This window comes from Pseudomonas monteilii NBRC 103158 = DSM 14164, from assembly GCF_000730605.1.
Lineage (GTDB): Bacteria > Pseudomonadota > Gammaproteobacteria > Pseudomonadales > Pseudomonadaceae > Aquipseudomonas > Aquipseudomonas monteilii.
The window spans coordinates 134,789-154,614 of sequence record NZ_BBIS01000025.1 but is presented as its reverse complement, the minus strand read 5'-3'; the positions used below and the strand labels follow the sequence as shown (position 1 = coordinate 154,614).

23 protein-coding genes are annotated in these 19,826 nt (G+C 62.0%); 5 read left to right on the top strand and 18 right to left on the bottom strand.

Annotated features, from left to right (window positions below; genetic code table 11):
- Position 1 precedes the first annotated feature (1 nt).
- The 4 genes from PM2_RS14815 to PM2_RS14800 are packed head-to-tail and all read left to right on the top strand — an operon-like array spanning position 2 to position 3,780.
- On the top strand, positions 2-1,249 hold the full coding sequence (locus PM2_RS14815; RefSeq protein WP_028699216.1) for an NAD(P)/FAD-dependent oxidoreductase: 1,248 nt from the start codon (positions 2-4) through the stop codon (positions 1,247-1,249).
- Entirely contained in the window at positions 1,246-2,055 is an 810-nt protein-coding gene (locus PM2_RS14810) for a DUF1365 domain-containing protein (protein ID WP_016715191.1), read from the top strand. The genes PM2_RS14815 and PM2_RS14810 overlap by 4 nt, the downstream gene beginning before the upstream one ends.
- Positions 2,030-3,292: an SAM-dependent methyltransferase gene (locus PM2_RS14805; protein ID WP_016715192.1), complete on the top strand. Its 1,263-nt coding sequence runs from the start codon at positions 2,030-2,032 to the stop codon at positions 3,290-3,292. Before PM2_RS14810 ends, PM2_RS14805 begins: the two co-directional genes overlap by 26 nt.
- Positions 3,292-3,780, top strand: coding sequence for a DUF2878 domain-containing protein (locus tag PM2_RS14800; protein WP_028699215.1), 489 nt, complete (start codon positions 3,292-3,294; stop codon positions 3,778-3,780). Before PM2_RS14805 ends, PM2_RS14800 begins: the two co-directional genes overlap by 1 nt.
- Here PM2_RS14800 and PM2_RS30085 read toward each other — a convergent pair.
- The 5 genes from PM2_RS30085 to PM2_RS14780 are packed head-to-tail and all read right to left on the bottom strand — an operon-like array spanning position 3,718 to position 6,808.
- On the bottom strand, positions 3,718-3,900 hold the full coding sequence (locus PM2_RS30085) for a DUF2256 domain-containing protein (protein ID WP_080578134.1): 183 nt from the start codon (positions 3,898-3,900) through the stop codon (positions 3,718-3,720). The genes PM2_RS14800 and PM2_RS30085 overlap by 63 nt on opposite strands.
- Entirely contained in the window at positions 3,897-5,423 is a 1,527-nt protein-coding gene (locus tag PM2_RS14795; RefSeq protein WP_028699214.1) for a cryptochrome/photolyase family protein, read from the bottom strand. The genes PM2_RS30085 and PM2_RS14795 overlap by 4 nt, the downstream gene beginning before the upstream one ends.
- A 7-nt stretch (positions 5,424-5,430) precedes the next feature.
- On the bottom strand, positions 5,431-5,736 hold the full coding sequence (locus tag PM2_RS14790) for a DUF6482 family protein (protein WP_016486281.1): 306 nt from the start codon (positions 5,734-5,736) through the stop codon (positions 5,431-5,433).
- The gene (locus PM2_RS14785; protein WP_016715195.1) at positions 5,733-6,269 is read right to left on the bottom strand and encodes a DUF3833 domain-containing protein; all 537 of its coding nucleotides are present in this window, start codon (positions 6,267-6,269) and stop codon (positions 5,733-5,735) included. The genes PM2_RS14790 and PM2_RS14785 overlap by 4 nt, the downstream gene beginning before the upstream one ends.
- Before the next feature lie 2 nt (positions 6,270-6,271).
- Positions 6,272-6,808, bottom strand: a complete 537-nt coding sequence (locus tag PM2_RS14780; protein ID WP_016715196.1) for a chalcone isomerase family protein — start codon at positions 6,806-6,808, stop codon at positions 6,272-6,274.
- Positions 6,809-7,376: 568 nt separating this feature from the next.
- On the opposite strand from PM2_RS14780, the gene chrA reads away from it, so the two are divergent.
- Positions 7,377-8,594, top strand: coding sequence for a chromate efflux transporter (chrA, locus tag PM2_RS14775; RefSeq protein ID WP_042132048.1), 1,218 nt, complete (start codon positions 7,377-7,379; stop codon positions 8,592-8,594).
- Between the two features lie 66 nt (positions 8,595-8,660).
- On the opposite strand, the gene PM2_RS14770 is transcribed toward chrA, so the two are convergent.
- From PM2_RS14770 to paaY, 13 genes are all read right to left on the bottom strand, one after another.
- Positions 8,661-9,203: a cytochrome b gene (locus tag PM2_RS14770; protein ID WP_016715198.1), complete on the bottom strand. Its 543-nt coding sequence runs from the start codon at positions 9,201-9,203 to the stop codon at positions 8,661-8,663.
- 160 nt (positions 9,204-9,363) lie between these two features.
- The gene (locus PM2_RS14765; RefSeq protein WP_028699212.1) at positions 9,364-10,728 is read right to left on the bottom strand and encodes a sensor histidine kinase; all 1,365 of its coding nucleotides are present in this window, start codon (positions 10,726-10,728) and stop codon (positions 9,364-9,366) included.
- Positions 10,725-11,387: a response regulator gene (locus PM2_RS14760; RefSeq protein ID WP_016715200.1), complete on the bottom strand. Its 663-nt coding sequence runs from the start codon at positions 11,385-11,387 to the stop codon at positions 10,725-10,727. The genes PM2_RS14765 and PM2_RS14760 overlap by 4 nt, the downstream gene beginning before the upstream one ends.
- A 2-nt stretch (positions 11,388-11,389) precedes the next feature.
- Entirely contained in the window at positions 11,390-12,031 is a 642-nt protein-coding gene (locus PM2_RS14755; RefSeq protein WP_016715201.1) for a tetratricopeptide repeat protein, read from the bottom strand.
- On the bottom strand, positions 12,028-12,834 hold the full coding sequence (locus PM2_RS14750; RefSeq protein WP_016715202.1) for an SDR family oxidoreductase: 807 nt from the start codon (positions 12,832-12,834) through the stop codon (positions 12,028-12,030). The genes PM2_RS14755 and PM2_RS14750 overlap by 4 nt, the downstream gene beginning before the upstream one ends.
- Complete coding sequence (locus tag PM2_RS14745; RefSeq protein WP_016715203.1) at positions 12,821-13,501, bottom strand: iron-containing redox enzyme family protein; 681 nt, start codon at positions 13,499-13,501, stop codon at positions 12,821-12,823. Before PM2_RS14745 ends, PM2_RS14750 begins: the two co-directional genes overlap by 14 nt.
- An 8-nt stretch (positions 13,502-13,509) precedes the next feature.
- Positions 13,510-14,973, bottom strand: a complete 1,464-nt coding sequence (locus tag PM2_RS14740; RefSeq protein WP_028699211.1) for an AMP-binding protein — start codon at positions 14,971-14,973, stop codon at positions 13,510-13,512.
- Entirely contained in the window at positions 14,963-15,640 is a 678-nt protein-coding gene (locus PM2_RS14735) for a thermostable hemolysin (RefSeq protein WP_028699210.1), read from the bottom strand. The genes PM2_RS14740 and PM2_RS14735 overlap by 11 nt, the downstream gene beginning before the upstream one ends.
- Before the next feature lie 351 nt (positions 15,641-15,991).
- Entirely contained in the window at positions 15,992-16,690 is a 699-nt protein-coding gene (locus tag PM2_RS14730) for an anti-sigma factor (RefSeq protein WP_016715206.1), read from the bottom strand.
- Positions 16,687-17,235, bottom strand: a complete 549-nt coding sequence (locus tag PM2_RS14725) for a sigma-70 family RNA polymerase sigma factor (protein ID WP_019097391.1) — start codon at positions 17,233-17,235, stop codon at positions 16,687-16,689. Before PM2_RS14725 ends, PM2_RS14730 begins: the two co-directional genes overlap by 4 nt.
- 103 nt (positions 17,236-17,338) lie before the next feature.
- Complete coding sequence (locus PM2_RS14720; RefSeq protein WP_019097392.1) at positions 17,339-17,866, bottom strand: DUF3455 domain-containing protein; 528 nt, start codon at positions 17,864-17,866, stop codon at positions 17,339-17,341.
- Positions 17,867-18,084: 218 nt separating this feature from the next.
- The gene (gene paaX / locus PM2_RS14715; RefSeq protein ID WP_174442277.1) at positions 18,085-19,008 is read right to left on the bottom strand and encodes a phenylacetic acid degradation operon negative regulatory protein PaaX; all 924 of its coding nucleotides are present in this window, start codon (positions 19,006-19,008) and stop codon (positions 18,085-18,087) included.
- 77 nt (positions 19,009-19,085) lie between these two features.
- A complete protein-coding gene (gene paaY, locus PM2_RS14710; RefSeq protein WP_028699209.1) occupies positions 19,086-19,685 on the bottom strand; it encodes a phenylacetic acid degradation protein PaaY in 600 nt (199 codons plus the stop codon).
- Between the last annotated feature and the right edge of the window lie 141 nt (positions 19,686-19,826).

The following is a 19,826-nucleotide window of genomic DNA, read 5'->3' as shown; positions in this document are numbered from 1 at the left end:
CATGCGTATCGCAATCATCGGCAGTGGCATCGCGGGGCTGACCTGCGCCCATCTGCTGTCACGCAAGCATGAAGTAACGGTTTTCGAAGCCGAGCAATGGATCGGAGGGCACACGCACACCCTCGATGTGGTCTGGCAGGGCCAGCGCTATGCAATAGATACCGGCTTCATCGTTTTCAACGACTGGACCTACCCCAACTTCATACGCTTGCTCGACCAGCTCAAGGTCACCTCGCAGCCGACTGAAATGAGTTTTTCCGTGCATGATCCGGTCATTGGCTTGGAATACAACGGTCACGATCTGAACACACTGTTTGCCCAACGCCGTAACCTGGTGTCGCCAGGTTTCTGGGGCATGATCCGTGATATTCTGCGCTTCAACCGCCAGGCGCTGGCCGACCTGGACAATCGGCGAATCGATCAAGACACCACCCTGGGCGCCTACCTTCAGACACAGCGCTACGGGCAGCGCTTCATCGACCACTACATCGTGCCGATGGGGTCTGCGATCTGGTCGATGTCCCGCGCCGATATGCTCCATTTCCCCCTTGAGTTCTTCGTCCGTTTCTGTCGCAACCACGGCTTGCTGTCGGTCAACCAGCGTCCACAGTGGCGGGTGGTTCAAGGCGGTTCACGCAGCTATATCGCGCCGCTGTGCAGACCGTTTGCTGAACGCATACGCCTCAAATGCAAGGTATCCCGGGTCAGCCGCGATGACGGGGGCGTGAATCTGGTGAGCGCGGCCGGCCCCGAACGCTTCGACAATGTGGTGTTCGCCTGCCACAGCGACCAGGCTCTGGCGCTATTGGAAACCCCAACCATGCAGGAGCGCGCTGTACTCGGCGCCATCGGCTACGCCAGCAACGATGTGGTGCTGCACACCGATACCCGCCTGCTGCCACGCCGCAAGAGCGCCTGGGCCAGCTGGAACTACCGCCTGGGCGGCCCCGAGCAGGCTCCCGCCGCGCTGACCTACAACATGAACATCCTGCAAGGAATCCAGGCGCCGACAACCTTCTGCGTGAGCCTCAACCAGACCGCACTGATAGACCCGGCGCAGGTGATCGCGCGCTTTCAGTATGCCCATCCGCAGTACAGCATCGCCGCGTCCGCCGCACAGGCGTGCCAGGCACAACTGCAGGGCCAGCTTCACAGCTACTTCTGTGGCGCCTACTGGGGCAACGGCTTTCACGAGGACGGGGTGGTCAGCGCCCTGAAGGTGGCTGCACATTTCGGAGAGCAATTGTGAACAGCAGCCTTTGCCTGGGCTGGATCAGCCACCGCAGGCTGAAACCGCACCTGCATGCTTTCCGCTACCGGATCGGCATGTTCTACCTGGACTTGGACGAACAAGCCTGGTTGATGGGCCTGTCACGCTGGCTTGGGCGCTGGCGTATGGCGCCGCTGTGCTGGCGCGAGACCGACTACCTGCCAGCTCAGACCCGCCACGGCGTAACCCTGGCGCAGGCCGCACGCTTGCTGGTGTGTCAGGCCACTGGTCACATGCCCAATGGCCCGGTTCGGCTGCTGACGCAACTGCGTTGCTGGGGGCTGTCGTTCAACCCGGTGAGCTTCTATTTCTGCCACGACCGCGACGACTACCTGACGGCAATCCTGATGGAGGTGCGCAACACCCCGTGGCGCGAGCGTTTTCATTACGTACTACCGGTGCAGGAAAACCTTGCCAAGCCGTTCACCGTGGCCAAGGCCTTCCATGTTTCGCCGTTCATGCCACTGGACATGGACTATCACCTGCGCTTTTTCCTGAGCGCAGACCATGTACGCATCCACATGCAGAACTGGCAGGACGGCCACAAGGTGTTCGAGGCCGACCTCGCCCTGCACCGTCAGCCACTGGATGCAACCGCGCTGCGCGGGTATGTCATGACCTTCCCATGGATGAGCCTGCGCACTGTCTCGGCCATCTACTGGCAAGCGCTACGCCTGTTACTCAAACTCACCCCCGTGCATGACCACACCACCAGCCAGAATGACCTGGCGCTGGGCCAACCTTGCGAGGACCCTGATGATGTCGAATCCCACACTGAGCGTTAGCAAGTTCGCAGGCCTTGCCCCCTTGCTTGGCGGGCTGGCACGAGGCGCAGTGCTCGCCCAACTGCGCAAGCTGCGCCACGGCCATCTGCGTCTGCTCAGCCACGGGCAGCAGTGGAGTTTCGGTGATGTCGACAGCCCGCTGCAGGCGGAGGTGGAGATCCTCGATGACGCCTCCTGGAGCCTGATCGTCGGCAATGGCTCGATCGGTGCTGGCGAGGCCTACATCCACGGCTATTGGCGAAGCCCCGACCTCGCGCTGGTGACCCGCCTGTTCGTCGCCAACCTTGAGGTGCTCGACGCGCTGGAGGGGGGGCTGGCCCGTTTCGGCCGCCCTGCCCTGCGGCTTCTGCACCGGTTCAACCGCAATAACAAACGCGGTGCACGGCGCAATATTCTGGCGCATTACGACCTGGGGAATGCTCTGTTCGAGCGGCTGCTGGACCCCACCATGATGTATTCGGCGGCCCAATTCGAACATCCCGGGCAAACACTGGAGCAAGCCCAGTTGTACAAGCTGGAGCGCATCTGCCAGAAGCTTGAACTGCACCCTGACGATCACCTGCTGGAAATTGGCAGCGGCTGGGGCAGCCTGGCGATCCACGCAGCCACCCGATACGGCTGCAGGGTCACCACCACGACGATCTCCGAGGCGCAGTACAGCCATACCCTGGCGCGCGTTCAGGCCCTCGGGCTGGAGCAGCGCGTCCAGGTACTTCGCGAAGACTACCGCGACCTTCAAGGCACCTTCGACAAACTGGTTTCGATCGAAATGATCGAAGCAGTCGGCCATCGTTACCTGCCCGTGTATTTCCGCCAGTGTGCCTCGCTACTTAAGCCCGACGGCCTGATGCTGCTGCAGGCGATCACCATCCGCGACCAGCGCTACGCCCAGGCGCGGAGCTCGGTCGACTTCATCCAGCGCTACATTTTCCCTGGTGGCGCCCTGCCTTCGCTGAGCGTATTGCTCGACACCGCCAGCCGGCATACCGCACTCAACCTCGTGCACATGGAAGACTTCGGCCGGGACTATGCCCGCACGCTGCAGCACTGGCGTGAAAACCTGCGCCAGGCGCGCACAGCACTGACGGACCTGGGCTACGACGACATGTTCCAACGCCTGTGGGAGTTCTACCTGTGTTACTGCCAGGGCGGTTTCGAGGAGCGCACCATCGGCGTTGCGCACCTGCTGTGGGCAGCGCCACTGGCACGGCGCGCCCCATTACCTTACGGTGCCTGATGCCCGGGCGCTGGCTGGTCGCCAATGCAGTCTGGTTGCAGGCTGGCTGGTGGCTCTGCGTGCTGGGCGCAGAACGCCCCTGGCTACTGCTGCTGGTGATTGTAGGTGTGGTGGTGCACCTGCGCCTGTGTCCGGATGTTAACGCCGAGGTCAAGGCGCTGCTGCGCGTCACCTTGGCTGGGTGTGTGCTCGACAGTTCGCTGGGGGCACTGGGCATGTTCGGTTTCGACGCCTGGCCGCTGCCCCTGTGGCTGGCGCTGCTGTGGCTGGTGCTGGCCAGCGGCATGCGCCACAGCCTTGCATGGGCTGGCAGGCACTGGCAGCTCGGTGCGCTGCTGGGTGCACTAGGTGGCCCCTTAGCCTATGTAGGCGGCGCAAGGTTTGCGGATGTCGCCCTGCCGCTTGGCGCGCTGCAAACCGGCCTGCTACTGATGCCGATTTGGGCCTTGGCCCTGCCACTGCTCGCGCGCCTCGCGGCGCGGCGCTGACCGGCGGCATCGCTCGGAGCAATAGCGCACCTGCTCCCAACAGCGGGCCCAGCGCTTACGCCAGTTGAACGGCCGACCACACACCACGCAGACCTTGCTGGGCAAATGGCTCTTTTTCATAACGCCTGCTGCGCATCAAGCTGCGCCAACAGTGCCTGGCCACGCTGCCACACGGCGTCGCGGCGGCTAGCCGTCATGCCATCGAGGCTGCGATAGACCAGAGCCAAACGCGGGTTCGTCGACAGCAGGGGGCGATGGCGGATAAGAAAATGCCAGTACAGGGCATTGAACGGGCAGCCATCGTCCTCGATCACATGGTCGACCTTGTAACTGCAAGCCTTGCAATGATCGGACATGCGCTGGATGTAACGACCACTGGCGCAGTATGGCTTGGACCCCAGGTAGCCGCCGTCGGCGTGCATCACCATGCCAAGCGTGTTGGGCAGCTCGACCCAGTCGAAGGCATCCATATAGACCGCCAGGTACCACTCGCAAATCGCGGTGGGCACGATTCCGGCCAGCAAGGCGAAGTTGCCGGTCACCATCAGCCGCTGGATATGGTGCGCGTAGCCCAACCGCAGGGTCTGCCCGATGGCTTGCTCCATGCAGCGCATGCGGGTGCGCCCGGTCCAATAGAACTCAGGTAACGCTCGGTCGTTGCCCAGGTGGTTGAGCCCGGCATACTCCGGCATTCGCAGCCAGTAGATACCGCGCACATACTCGCGCCAGCCGATCAACTGGCGAATGAAGCCTTCAGCTGCATTAAGCGGTACCCGCCCCTCTCGCCAGGCCTTGTCGACCTCCTCACACAAACCTCTGACATCCAGAAGCCCGATATTGAGCGCCGCACTGATGCGCGCATGAAACAGGTACGGCTCGCCTTCGGCCATCGCGTCCTGGTAGTCGCCGAAAGCCGCCAGGCCAAAATCCAGAAAATGCTGCCACAGCTGCTGTGCCTCGGCATGGGTCACAGGGTAGTCGAAGCCGTCGATGTCCCCGTAGTGGTCGCTGAAGCGCCGACGTACCAGGGAGACCACCGCTGCCGTGATCCCGTCCTGCGCGAAATGCGCAGCGAACGGCCCACGCAACTGGCGAGGTAATGACTTACGGTTATCACCATCAAAATTCCAGGCCCCGCCTGCCGGACTGCCGTCGGGCTCCAAAAGCAGGCCGGTTCGTTTGCGCATGCCACGGTAGAAGTGCTCCATTCGCAGCTGGCGACGCTCGTGAGCCCAGCGCGCGAAGGCCTCGCGGGAGCACAGAAAACGTGTGTCGCGATGCCACACCAGCGGCAGTGCGGCGTCACGCAAAGCCTGCTCCAGCCGCCACTCCCCGCACTCAGTGAGGTGAATGTGCGTGGCGCCCAAGGCTTGTTGCCAGCGATGCAGCTCGCCAACGATGCTGCCGCTGTTGCCGTCAGCATCCAGCTCGACATAATGCACCTGCCAACCCCGCTCACGCAGGGCCTGGGCAAAGTGCCGCATGGCGCTGAAGATGAGAACGATCTTGAGCGGATGATGCGGCACGTAGCGGGCCTCACCCTCCACTTCCGCCATCAGAACAGCATCGCGGGCGGGGTCAAGGGCAGCCAGGCTCGCCAAGTCGAACGACAGCTGGTCACCCAGCACAAGGCCTAGGCGCATGGTCAGGCTACCATTGGCTGGTGAGCGTTACCGGCACGCGCAGCGGTGCAATAGGGCCGTCACGTTGTCCGCACATCTCATCATGCACCACCTGTTGTACCAGCATGCACGGCACGGGTGGCAGGTCGGCTAACAACTGCCGCAGCTCAGTAGTGGAGCGCACGCGAACGGGCTGCCCATGGGCATCGCTCAGTGTCACGGGGCCGGCGTCGGTCAAGGCGCGCAGGAGGTAGAAGCCGCCCTCCAGCGACAGCAGTTCAAGTTCCTTTGCTTCGCCGGTCGAGACCAGCTGGGTAAGCGCGATCAGGTTCATGGTGTGCCCTCTGGCAGGCGGCGGAAGAACAGGGTGATCTGGCCAATCTCAACGCCCAGCTTACTCATGCTCGAACGGTTGATCAGGGTGTCGTCATCCATGAGGTACATCCAGTCGTCCAGGTCTACCTGCCAGTGCCGCCCGTCAACCGGCAGGTCCAGCTGGTAACGCCATCGCAGCGCGTTACCCGCGACTTCGCCGCGCGCTTCGCCGATCACGTCCCCCGCGGTACCGCGCCAGCGGCCGGGGCCGTCTGGCATAAGTGTCCAGGTACGCTGCTGGCGAGTACCATCGCTGTATAGAAAATGTTCGTCGAGGATCAGCCGCTCACCTTCGCGCCGGCTGTCTATACGCACGTGGAAGCGCTTGACCACTTCACCGGAACGCTTCTGGAACATGCCCCAGGCCTGCACCGGTCGCGAGAAGAATGCAGCCAGGTCCAGTTTCGGCTGCTCCTGGGCATAGTGCTCGACACCGACATTGCCACAGCTGCCCAGAAGCAGGCAGGAGACCAGCAACAGTACTTTGTACATATTCATGTTCCTCGGTCGTTGCCAGCCAGCCCAAGCAGGCGCTGACGCAGTTGTGGGTCCCTGGCTCGGGGGTCGAGCCAGATGGCAAAGAACGCCCTTGCAAAGGCCGGGTCGGCAATTTCGCGGCTGAGTTTACCGTCGACGTAAAAGTGGCAGCCCTGCCCCGGCAGGTACAAGCCAGTAATGCGCGTGCCGGGGCGTACGTCCACGAATGCCTCTTCAATCGCATGGGCCCACGCCGTGCGTTGTTGCGACGTAATGCTGCCACCGTTGAGGCGGCGCATTTCCTCGAGACTTGCCTGTACCAAGGTGTCCCTGGACAACGAACGGTGGTAGAGGAGCTCAAGGGCGAAGGGCTGGTTCCAGTCATGAACTGGCCCTGAAGTCCATAATTGGGCTGTATACAGACGCAGACCAAACCAGGTGAACTCACCACTCCCAAGCCGTTGCGCCCCAGGCAGCTCCGCCTTCCAGCCCGCCACCGCTGAAAAGGTAGCCAGTAGCAGACAAAGGCAAGTCCAACTAGCACGGTGCGCCATACTGACCTCGAGCACGCGAAAATACTGTACAACAATAGCATTTTGTACAGATATTGTATTCCAACTGCATAGATTTTAATGCGCAGCGCCAGACCTCGGTCACGTCACTAGTGATATCACCAGGTCCGCCATATTGAGAGGCACGAATGCCACGGTCAGAGGCGCCCCACAGCGCCATGGGCGAAACGCCGAATAACAGAATGTTGACGATGAACCCAAGCAGGTAACAGCCCGACAGGAATAACAACGCGAAGCGGCCATCCTGCTCGAAGTACACGCGAGCCCTTCACGTTCGTCCTCGCTGCGGCTGGAAGACCATAGACAGGACGGTAGCGACGATAGGGAAACTGCTCATGGTGCCTCCTGCAGACCAAGACTCTGGACAGCGTAGGCGGCGAACAGCAAACTTTGCACAAATGAATACGGGTTCTGGGGGCGTGTCGCAGGATTTTCAGTGACTGTGAAACCGAGCGCCGCGCGGGCGGCGCGGGTCTACTCCCCAAAACAAGCCTCGAGGCTGGCTGATCCTCACCAAAACCTGCAGCATCACTCACCCAAGGAGCCTGCCTTGTCAGAACGCACCCACTGCGGCGTGAAGCCCAGCGACTCTGCCTGGTCGGTGTTTCTGGTGTTCTTGCGGCTGGGGCTGACGTCTTTCGGTGGCCCCATTGCGCACCTGGGTTACTTTCGTGAAGCATTTGTAGCGCGCCGCCAATGGCTCAGCGAGCGCAGTTATGCTGAGCTGGTCGCGGTGTGCCAACTGCTTCCCGGCCCCGCCAGCAGCCAGGTCGGCATCGCTCTGGGCCTGTCACGGGCGGGTTTCGCGGGCGCTGTCGCTGCGTGGGCAGGGTTCACATTGCCATCGGCCCTACTGCTGACGCTGTGTGCTCAGGGCCTGGGGGCATGGGGAGGTGGCGCCCCAAGTGGCCTGTTGCATGGGCTGAAAATCGTCGCAGTCGCCGTGGTGGCCCAGGCGGTGTGGGGCATGGCACGTAGCCTTTGCACCGATGTTGCGCGGGTAACCATCGCCCTGTTCGCTGCCTGTACCGCGCTGCTGTGGCCCAACGCGATCGGGCAGATAGCTGTGATCTCAGGCTCGGCCATCACAGGCTTGATCCTGCTCAAGCCTCCGGGCTCCCCGGCAGGGGACGAGCTGCCGTTTTCAGTCAGCCGAAAGGCCGGGCTGGCTGCGCTGATCCTGTTCTTTGCCTTGTTGGTCGGCTTGCCGCTATTGACCCGCATCTGGCCCTCACAGGCACTGGCATTGATCAACGCCTTTTATAGCGCAGGCTCGCTGGTATTCGGCGGCGGGCATGTGGTGCTACCGTTGCTTCAGTCGGCCACAGTGGCCAATGGCTGGGTCACAAATGACACCTTTCTCGCAGGTTATGGCTTGGCGCAGGCCATACCGGGCCCACTCTTCACGTTTGCAGCCTTCCTGGGTGCAGCCATGAGCGTGCAGCCCTCCGGCTGGGTGGGCGCGACGGTTGGCATTCTCGCCATTTTTACCCCCTCCTTCCTGTTGGTGATCGGTGTAGTTCCCTTCTGGAAAACACTGCGGCGCAGCGCCCGCAGCCAGTCAGCGCTTGCCGGTGTAAACGCCGGCGTGGTCGGGCTTCTGCTGGCTGCCTTGTACCAACCGGTGTGGACGAGCGCCATCGCCAAGCCAGCAGACTTGGCATGGGCGCTGATGGCCTTGATGGCCCTGATGTTCTGGAAGTGGCCTGCATGGTTGGTTGTCCTGGGCTGCGGCGTGTTCGGTTGGCTGCTGAGCGGCACCTTATAGCCGCGCAACGAAACCAACCAGGCTGAGGGCTCATTCGCCTTCAGCCTTGAAACCAGCGTTTCGGACTCACCGCCCTGGCAACATGCGCTTGAGGGTATTGTCCTTCAGCCAGTAATGATGCAACAGGCCTGCACAGGCATGCAGCCCGATCAGCCAGTAACCCGCATTCCCCAGCCACTCATGCCACCCCTTGAGCGCCCTGGCCAGCGTCGGGTCCACCGCCACGGGTGCAGGTATGGCCACACCCCAATAGGGCAGCGGCTTGCCAGCGGCCGCGAGCATCAGCCAGGCCAGCAGAGGTGTAAGGATCATCAGGGCGTACAATGCAATATGCAGCACGCTGGCCATGAAGCCCTGCCAGGCAGGCGGTGTCGGCACGATTGCAGGCCGTGGGCTGAGCCGACCAAGGAGGCGCAGCCACACCAGAGTGAAGATGCCAATACCCATCACGGCATGCACGCCCAACAGGGGGGCCTTGAGAAAGTGCCCTTTGGGCAATACCTCGCGCAATTGGACACAGGCATAAACGCCCATGAATAAAACGAGCATGCTCCAATGCATGATTATCGAAAGTTGCCCGTAACGGGCGGGGTTCGACGTGCGTGCCATATCCAGGGCCTCTTGTGACAGGGAAGTATTCGCTGCCCATCGGCGCTGAAGGCAAACCGGGCAACGTACACCACCACGTTGTCAGCCCAAGCTTAAAGAAGTCTGAAGTACCGATACGTTTTGAAACAGGTGAGGCCGTGCAGCGATTTGCTTGAGCAGCTCACTGCAAGGGAAGCGACACGATGGCAGCCAGCCCGCCAGTGGCCCTGTTTTCCAGGCGCACCTGCCCCCCCAGCCGCTCGACAATGGTGGCCACGATGGATAACCCCAGCCCTGCGCCATTGGGGCTATTGCGGCTATAGAAGCGCTCGAATACCCGCGCAAGATCCGCGTCGTCTATGCCCTGGCCTTCATCTTCGACCACCAGTTCGAAGCAAGTGGCCAGGCGCCTGAGTGATACCGTGATGCGCCCGCCAGGCGGTGAATGCTCCACCGCATTGGAAACCAGGTTCTGCAAGGCGATGCCCAACGCTCCGGCATCGATCATCAGGCCATGGTCACCTTCGCTGAGATCCAGCGAGGGCTCAAGGCCGCGATCCAGTATCCAGGGGGTGAGATCCGCCAGCACATCGGTGACCACTTCGCCCAGGTCGACACGGGTGGTGGCGCGCTGACCAAGGCGCGGCTCGACCCGGGCGAGGGTCAGCAACTGGTTGACCACCCGGGTCAGCCGGTCCACGCCGCCAATCAGAAAACCCAGGGCTTTCTGGCGCTCGGCATCGGTACTGGCGGCCTGTGCGTTCTGCGCATGCAGACGCAGGATCGCCAGCGGTGTGCGCATCTCATGGGCGGCGTCGGCAATGAAGCGATGCTCACGCCGCAGCAGATCATCGATCTGCGCCAGCAGGCGGTTGATGGCGGCTTGCATAGGCTCAAGCTCGGTCGGCAACGGCACCAGTTGCAGGGGTTCGAGGGAGTCGGCATGGCGCCCACGAATCACATCGGCCATGTTCTGCAACGGGCGCAACCCCCAGCCGATGGCCGCCCAGACCAACAGCGCCAGGCCCAGGCTGCCGAGCAGGAACGGGAAAAGGGTATGGCGTACGATGCGGTCGATCAGGTCGTAACGCACATCGTCGCGCTCACCCACCCAGATTACCCACTGTTTTTCGGGCACCGGTAATACAAAGCCGCGCCACTGTTCGCCACCACTGTCAAAATCGTAGAAGCCCGCCGCCGCAGGCGGTGCGTCGAGCGTCGGTGCACTGGGGGTGTGCACCAGCAACCGTGCTCCCTCCCCCCACACCTGGAATGCCAGCTTGCTCTCATAGGGGTGGCCCACACGGTGGCGCCCGGCCTTGCCCAGCGCCTCGTTAAATGCCTGATACAGCTTTTCGCGGTTGCCATCCTGCACCGGCAGGTTCATCACCCCCTGCAACAGCCGGGCATTCTGAGCCATGTGAGCATCGTAGACTTCATTGATCTCGCGTCGGCTGTCGTGATAGTTGTACAACGCCAACAAGCCGGTGCCGAGCAGCATCAGCGCCATCACCCGCCACAATGTGCGCTGGCGCAACGAGCTCACAGCTTGGCCTCGACCAGATAACCGATACCGCGCACCGTGCGGATCAGGCCGTTGAACAGTTTCTTGCGCAGGTGATAGATGTTCACCTCCAGCGTGTTGCTCTCAGGCTCCTCGTCCCAGCCATACAGCAGCTGGGTCAACCGCTCACGGGTGAACACCTTGCCCGGTTGCGCCAGCAATTCGTGCAGCAGGCGATACTCCTTGGGCGTCAGTATCACAGGCACGCCGTTGTAGCACACCTGCTGGGTAGCAGGGTCCAGGCTTACACCGGCGTGCTCGATCAGCACCTTGGCCCGCCCGGCGCTGCGCCTGAGCAAGGCGCGCAGGCGGGCCTTGAGCTCATTGAGGTCGAAAGGTTTGACCAAGTAGTCGTCGGCACCGGCATCCAGGCCAGAGATACGGTCCTCGGTCGCATCGCGCGCGGTAAGGATCAGTACCGGCAAGCTGTTGCCCCCTGCCCTCACCCGTCGCAGCAGCTCGATGCCGTCCAACCGCGGCAGCCCGAGGTCGAGGATCACCAGGTCGAATACTTCGTGTTGCAGGGCATGCAGCCCGCTCAGGCCATCGCGCAGCCAGTCGAGGGTGTAGCCCTCTTGGCGCAACCCGTCGCAGATCCCCTCGCCCAGGGCGGTATCATCCTCAACCAGCAGCAGCCGCATGTTCAGTCCTGTTTGTCCTTGATGGCCTTGAGTAAAGCATCGATATCGCCACGCCGGCCCTGATCGGCCAGTTCGCGGCCTGGCCGTGGCGGCGCCTGGCGTGCTTTTTCCAGGGCAGCGGTGGCTTCAGCGTAGCGTTTCTGCCGGAAGAGATGATCGGCCCAGAAGTAATTGCTGTCGATACCATTGGGGTTTATTTGCAACGCCTTGCGCAACAAGGCGTCAGCTTTGTCGCTGTCGCCAAAGCCGATGGGCCAGCCGGGTACCTGGTCGTACAAGGTCCCCAGGCTGGTGTAAGCGGACCCTTGCAAGGCGGTGGGGTCCATTTCCATCGCCTGCTCCAGGCTCGCCTTGGCCGACTTGACCTTACCCAGCGCCCCCAGGCCGCCGGTGGCACCCGCCCAACTGCTGTTGATGATGCCCTCCCAGATCAAAAGTTCGGCCGAGCCCGGGTGCTGATGGACCAGCGTAGAAGCATCAGCTGCGAGTTTCTCGAACGCATCGGCGCGTTTGTCTTTGGGCGTCTGGTACTGGATCTGCGCCCAGCGCTGCTGCAAGTTAGCCAATTGTTGGCTGCCGGCCTGGTCCAGCGCCCAGGTGAGCGGTGCGAACGCAAGCAGGCTAGCGATGAACAGACGTTTCATTTGATCGACTCCTTGGAATGGCTAGCGAGGTAACGACGGATCAACGGCAACTGCTTGCGCAGTGCACGGTCGACCACGCCGGGCAACATGCCGTTGATGCGCACGAAGAGCTTTTCTGGCCAGCCCAGGTAAAGCTCGCTGCGTTCTGACTGCACGGCCTTGAGCACAGCACGGGCCACGTCTGCCGGGTCGTCCATGCCAACCTTCAGCGCCTCGTTGAGCGCCGTGGCAGCGCTGCTGTTCATTGCGGTACGGGTCGCCCGGGGTGCGGCGTACATGACATTAATCGAGGTATCGGCCAGCTCGCGGCGCAGCGCCTCCGAGAAGCCGCGCAGGGCAAACTTGCTGGCGCAGTAGGTGGCATAGCCGGGGTAGCCGATCGAGCCGTAGGTGGAGCCGACGTTGACCACCAGTGCCCTGGGTTGTGCGCGCAGCAGCGGCAGACACACACGCGTCAGTTGCAGGGCGGCTTTGAGGTTAATGTCCAGCAACTCGTTCAGCGCCAGCTCGTCGACCTGGTCGAACAGGGCAAAACGGTTCACGCCCGCGGCATTTATCAGGACGTTGACCCCGCCCATCTCCCGGGCACGGGCAAGCACCTGCTCACGCCCCTCATGGCTGCGCAGATCGGCCGACTGCCAGAGCAGCCTGTCGTGATAACGGTTCATCAAACCGGCGAGCTTGCCCATCTGCCGGCTCACCGCCAGTACCCGGGCACCGGCTGCGCACAACTGCTCGGCCAGCTCCAGGCCGATGCCTCCGCTGGCACCGGTCAGTATGACTACACACTCAGGCAAGCGCATGACGCACCTCTTGCAGGTCCGCACGCGGCAGCCCCTGGAACATGTCGGTATACAGCCGGTAAACCACTTTGGCCGCATGGATCACAGCCCGCTGGTCGTCAGCATCATCAAGGCGGTCCATCAGCTGCCGGTAGGTGACCATGTGGTCTTGGTCCAGCGCGCCATGGGAGCTGAGGTAGCTGAAGGCGCTGTCGGGCAACGCCAGCGTGCGCTGGATTGTGCCGGCGGCCTGGGTGGCCAGGGCAATGCTGGTGCCTTCGAGCACATTGACCATGCCAAACAGCCCGACCGGGTTGCCACGGGCAATCAAGTCGTAAAGGTAGGCGACCATCAGCTCGATCGGCAGCGCCGGGCGACCGTCACGCACCGCCTCCCAATCGGCACCACAGGCATTGATGTCATTGAGGATCCACTGCTCGTGGCCGTACTCCTCCTCAATGTATTCACACACGGCGCCGCGCAGCCATTCCAGGCGCGAAGGCAGGCGCGCCCCGCACGCCATCATCAGCGGCACGGTATGGCGTACATGGTGGTATGCCTGAGTCAGGAAGGCCACATAGCTGTCGATGCTGACGTGCCCCGCCAGCGCATCGCGTATAACCGGCACGGCAAATAGGGCCTGACGCTCCTGGGTGGTTTGCATCTGCAGGGTATCGAAAAAGGACATGGCAGACCTCACAAAGGGATGTCGGATAACAGGGAGTGGTAACGCCGCAGGATGGCCTCGCGGCGCGGGCGGCCATTGGCGGTCAGTGTGTCGTCGGTACTGGACAGGGGGCACGGCAGGCGACGCCAGGCATGGACCCTGGCGTAGTCCGGCAGCAAGGCATTGCACTGCTGCACAGCCTTGTCGATGAGGGTGTCGGGGGTAGCGGGGTCCAGCGGCCAGAGCAATGCCAGGTTCTTTGGCAGGGCCTCGCCATGTACGAACGCCTGGGCGATCACGCCGCTCTGGGTCAGTTCGGCCTCCACCCATTCCGGGTTGACGTTGCGCCCGAAGCTGGTGATGAACTGGTGTTTCTTGCGGCCATCGAGGTACAGGTAGCCCTCCTCGTCGAAATGGCCTAGGTCGCCGGTGGCCCACCAGCTATCGCAGACGGGTGGTTCCTCCAGATAGCCGAGCAGCACCGAGCCCGCCACCAGTACCTCCCCGTCCTCGGCGATCCGCACCTGCACATGGGGCAGCGGTTTGCCGACACTGCCGCGGCGGGTTGCGCCCGGCCGGTTCAAGGCCACCACCGAAGCACACTCTGACAAGCCATAGCCCTCGAACACCGGCAGGCCGATCGCTTCGGCGCGGGCCAGCAAGCTGGGTGCCACACGGGCACCGCCGACCGCAACGAACCGTAGCGCCCCCACCCGCATCAGCCCACGCTCGATAGCAGTGATCAGCCCCATCAACAGCTGCGGCACCAGAATCAGGCTCTGCGCGCCGCTCAGGGCGATGGCCCCCAGCAAGCGCTTGAAATCGACCTGGCTTGCACCGCCCATGCCCAGTTGCGCCTGGGGGTAAAGCAGCACACTCGCCCCGGCCATCAATGCGGCGTAGACACCAAGGTTTTCAAGCAGCACGCCCAGCGGCAGCACCGCCAGGTAACGCTGAGGTTCACTGGGCCGGCTGGCCACCTCCAGTTCCCGGGCGACACGCAACAGGGCCGCAGCAGAAAGGCACACGCCTTTGGGCTTGCCCGTGCTGCCGGAGGTGTAGGTGATCTTGGCGGTACCTTCAGGCAGCGCTGCAGCGGGCTCTGCCTCGCGAACCCAGAACACGTCCTGCTGAACGAACCCCAGTTCGGCGAGCGTACCGTGCCATTGCGGGTCGCACAGCACATGGCTGGCGCCACTCTGCTCGATGCAATGGCTGAACTGGGCAACACTGAAGAACGACGGCACGATTACACAAGGACGCTCGGCAAACAGCGCCGCCAAATCCCAGAACACCAACTGCGGGCTGCTATCCAGCGCCAGTACCAGAGGGCCAGGCGAACACGTACGCAAGCCGTGGGTGCGCAACCCCACCTCTGCCAGTAGCTGCCTGTAGGTGAAGCGCTCAGTCGCCCCTTGCACGGCAATGGCGTCACCGTGATCGCGGGAAAACGTGACCAGCAGTTGATGGAAGCGCTCCAGTTCATGCGGCATGACCAGTCTCCTGGAAGGCGGTTGGCAATCCTAGGCGCTGAAACACCCCAGCCTTGCTCAAGGCATCGAAGCCATGACCAATGCTGCCGGCAAAGACTTGCGGATGCTGAGCGTAGTAGGTACCCCATTGGTCCACCTGCCCATTCAGCCGAGCCGGGTCGGCCGCCGCCAGTACCGATGGCACCAACCCCAGGCGCTGGAAGCTGTTGATCAGTGTCGTCGCGCCGGTGAATGCCACCCACTTCAGGCCCCGTGTAGCCAATAGCCAGGTCACCGCTATGATCATGATTCGCGCGCTACCGGCACTGAGCGAGGCCAGGTTGCCGACTTCGACCATGCACTCACGCTCAATGGGGCAGCCCGCTACGCGTGAAATTGCAGCTTCCAGCGGCTCATCTAGGTAGTGCTCGAGAAACAGCGGCCCGCTGCTGGCCGGGCGCAAGCCTGCGGCAGCAATCAGCCGACCATGGCTGTCATGCAGCGCCAGCAGTTCTGGCAGGTAATGCTGCACATCAGCGTGGTGCACGCTGGCAAAGCACTGATGAATGAAGTGCTCCAGCTCATCGCGGCCAGGGTCCTTGTGCAGATGAAGCGACAAGTGGGCCTGATGGTCGACGTGGCTGCCGATAGGCAATGGGAGCAGGCCGCTCCACTGAGACTGGGTCATGAAACTCCCCCCCGTTGGCTTGATGGGGGGGAGTATCAGTGGTCAATCTGAAGGGAATCTGAAGTCACGGATTCGACCTTGGTCGCAGTGCGCGTGCTGATCGTTGGAGACAGCAGTCAGCGCGCTAAGAGCGGCCACTCCTTGGTCACAATGGGGTCAGCATTGCTGCTTTATAATCAGTCGGAACGCTCCGAATGTTGAGGTCCAGACGTCGATAGCGCATAAACAGGCTTATACGCGAATGCGCCTGGGCAAGAATGCGTATTGGACGGGGAGCAAAATTCCCCTGCTTGGGAGCTATCGCCAAAGGCTGCTATCGACCCATAGCGGTCAGTGGTTGCAGACCTTTGGTCAGATCACTTTTACCGCGCGGCCAATGAACTTCACTGGGCCCGTAGGCAGCCCGGTAGGCGAACCGCCAGATTTCTCCAGTGTCAGTTCGAACAATTGGTTGGCCTCTAGCGGTGGCAGGCTCTGTAGCGGAACACGATAGGGCTCCCCGGGTTTGACTAGGCCCAGTGAAACCGGTGCTTGCCACTGTTCGCCCTTGGTCCAGAACTGAAGGGCCATGCCTTCGGGGACAGCATCCTGGCCAAGCGGGATCAGCTCTATCATGCGGCTATCGCTGGTCTGCACCACCCAGCCGGCAGTTTGGCTGTTCGGCGCCACCAATACCACCACGAATTGGGTGGTCGGCGGGGGCGCAGTAAGCAATGTAAACGCCAGGACCGCGCTTGCAGCCAGCCCCGCAGCACTCAGCCCATGCCACAGGCCGAGGCGTCGCCACCATTTAACTTGCTGCTGTGTGGCAGGTGCGGCCATTTCATTCAGGCTGCGCTGGATGCGGCCCCACAGGCGGGCGCTTGGAGGTTGCGGCGCAGCCAGCGCGGTCAGCTCCAGCAAACGTGCTTCCCAGGCATTCACTGCGGCGCGCAAAGCCGTGTCGTTGACCAGGCGCTCGGCCACTGTGGCGTGTTGCTGTGGCGACAGGGTTCCCAGCACGAACTCGCCGGCGAGGCTATCCAGTTCCTCGGCAGTATCCGGCTTCATTCCAGGCATTCCCGCAATGCCTTTAGGCTGCGCTTGATCCAGGCTTTGACGGTGCCCAATGGCGCTCCCAGCAGCCCGGCGATTTCGGCGTGGCTGCAGCCGTCCACATAAGCGTGCAGGATGCAACGCTGTGGTGCAGGCTGCAGTTTTTCAAGGCAACGGTAGATCTTCGCCGACCCTGACCAGAGGTCAACGTCATCGAATCCCCCGTGCAATGTGGGCGTCGTATCCATATCGGCTTCGTCCAGCACGGTTTCACGGCGTGAGTCGCGGATCGAATTCAGTGCCAGGTGTCGGGTGATGCTGTAGATCCAGCCGCGCGCAGAGCCGCGTGCGGGGTCGAAGCTGGCGGAGCGGGTCCAGATACGGATAAAGGCATCGTGGACGATGTCTTCTGCGCTGGCGTCGTCACGCGCGATGCGCCGGGCAACGCCCAGCAGGCGCGCGCCTTCGTGGTCGTAAAGCGCCTGCAGGGCACGCCGGTCACCCTGTGCGCAGGCCTCCAGGCAGCGGTGGAAGTCGAAGGGGGCGACAGGCGAGTTCAACGTGTGCAGCTTCCTTGTGTCATGCAAGGTACCCCGGCCATCCAGCCGGGGGCTTGCCAACGAGCATAGATGAACGATTGCAAGGCGTCTGCTCAAGTGCGTCTTAATTGGCTGTCCAGAACACATAGTCGGCCTGGTACATGACGACCTGCCTAGCACCTTTGTTCTGCGCCGTACAGTCACTTGCCGGCGCCACGCCGCCGCGGGTGGCCAGGCGCTGGATGTAGCTGACGCCCTGCATGGCGCCTTTGCCTTCGGCCAGGTTGGCCTTGACCAGTTGATAAGGTATAGCGCCCTTGTCTGCAGGTGCCACCGCCACCTGGGTGCCGGTGACTTTTGATCCGTCCTTGGCCTGCCAGGTGGCGGGTGGGCCGAAGTAGTCGCCCACCTGTCTGCCGGCACGGTCATTGAGCGCGGCCTTGGGGCCTACGAAGGTCCATTCGGTCTGGCCAGGGGTGTTGGCCTTGTCGCGGCACTCGTAGGTGATCTCGCCGACGCCGACGGTCTCGAGCAAGACGCGATGACCATCGGGGACCTTGACCGCATCTGGCAGCGCGGTTTGGGCGTGAGCGGGTTGCAGCGCCAGGGCGAGGCAGCAGGCGAGCAGGCAGACGGAGGGTTTGAGGCTCATGGGTAGTGCTCCTGACAGGTCATTTGGCTGGGCAGTCACAGGCCGCCCATAAGCAATACCCGCCAACGGCCGGACTGGATGCACTGAATGGGTAAAAAACGGGTTTTGCCCATCAGCACCGACAGCTAACGCCCCCTCTTAATACAGGTGAGTAATCTCATCTGTATTCATTTAGCGTAGTTATATAAAAAGGACGGATAACTGCCCACTCTTTACCCTTACGCCAATCCACCAAACCGCTTGTAGAAGCTCTCGTTAACATCGGGCAATGGACCGTCAGCCGTCTCCAGTGCTGCGTTCAGCCATTCCTCTGCCTTGGCAAACACCAACCGATAGAGGTTACGGCACAGCTGTCGTGCGGCCCTTCCCTCCCAGTCCCCTGGTAGTAACTCCTCTGGCAGTTGCGGGTCGCGTAACAGCAAGCGGCGGTACTCGTGAATCAGCAGCGTGCGTGCCAGGAAGCAATCTTGCGCATCAAGCACCGTCTGCTCTTTCAGCACCTGCCACAGCGGTCTGAACAGCTGGATGAACTCGCTGTACTGCTGTCCCAGCTCGTCGATACGCCAGCTCTCCCGCACCTGGGCGCGCATGGCTTTTGACGCAAGTACTTCCTGTGTGTGGGTTTCAAAGACAATGCTGTCGTCGCTGGCCTCGAGTTCGCGCAACGTGGCAGCCAGGTCGGCACGGTCTGCCCGCGGGCAACCCAACAGGTTCGGCGCCATTACACCAAACCCCTGCCACTCCAGCTCTTCACGCAAGGCCTTGCGTTTACCTGCCTCCAGTTGCGACAGCAGCACTAGCGTCCACGCCCCGTCCCAAGCGGGTTGGCTTGGGCTGTAGACGCGTTTGAAGGCTTTCTCGAAGCGTCTTCGACCCGTGCCCGTCAGGCTGTAGTAACTGCGCCGACCAACCTTTTCAGCCGTGAGCCAACCTTCTTTGGTCAGGCGAAAGATCGATGTGCGAATCAGCCGTTCATTGATGCCGATAGGCTCCAGCAGGTTGATCAGGCTACCTAGCCAAACGGTACCGCCGTGGGGCTCGATGGCATCGCCGTACAAGGTGATGATCAGGGAGCTGGCGCGGATCGGCGTCTGCTCCTGGAAGCGAGTGATCAAGTTGTTCAGTGGGGCAAGATTGCTCATGGGCGAACTGTGCGCGGATAAAGCACCGACTATACCTGTGCGGCGGGCCGCCTGGCCATTGCGTGACGCAAGCAGGCTCATGCCGTCGCCTGGCCTTTGGGCCTGATGCCTGTGTCTTCCATACGCAGCCGCCCTGCTTCAACCTCGGCCAGTGGCGAGCATTCGACCATGGTGTTCATGCAGCGCTGCGCCAACTGCTGGTATTGCGCAGTGCCGCGCTGCTTCCAAGCCAGCTCCTGCTCGCTCAGGCGCCGTTTCATCTGGGCTGGCGAGCCCATTACAAGGCTTTGAGCTTCGCACTCGAAGCCAGCTTTGACGAAGCTGGCAGCCGCTACGATGCAGCGTGGTGCGATATGGGCGCCATCCATCACCACCGCATTCATCCCGATCAAGGCGTCCTCGCCTACTCGGCACCCGTGCAACACGGCGCCATGTCCGATATGCCCGTTGCGTTCTACCACGGTATCGCCGCCCGGAAAGCCATGCATTACGCAGGTGTCCTGCAGGTTGGCACCCTCCTCCAGCACGATACGGCCGAAATCTCCCCGCAGCGATGCCAATGGGCCTATGTAGCAACCAGGGCCGACGATGACGTCGCCGATCAGCACTGCACTGGGGTGTACGTAGGCTGATGGATGCACCACGGGCGTCAGGCCGTCCAGTCGATAACAAGGCATGGTAAAACTCCTGAAATGTCTTTGTATGCAGTTAGAGCTTGTATCACAAGCAGTTTACTCGTCAATCGTGTATCGCTTCTCTGGTGGGTGAAAAATCGGGATAAATCTAGCTATAACTGTGATTAATAGCCAGATGAAACG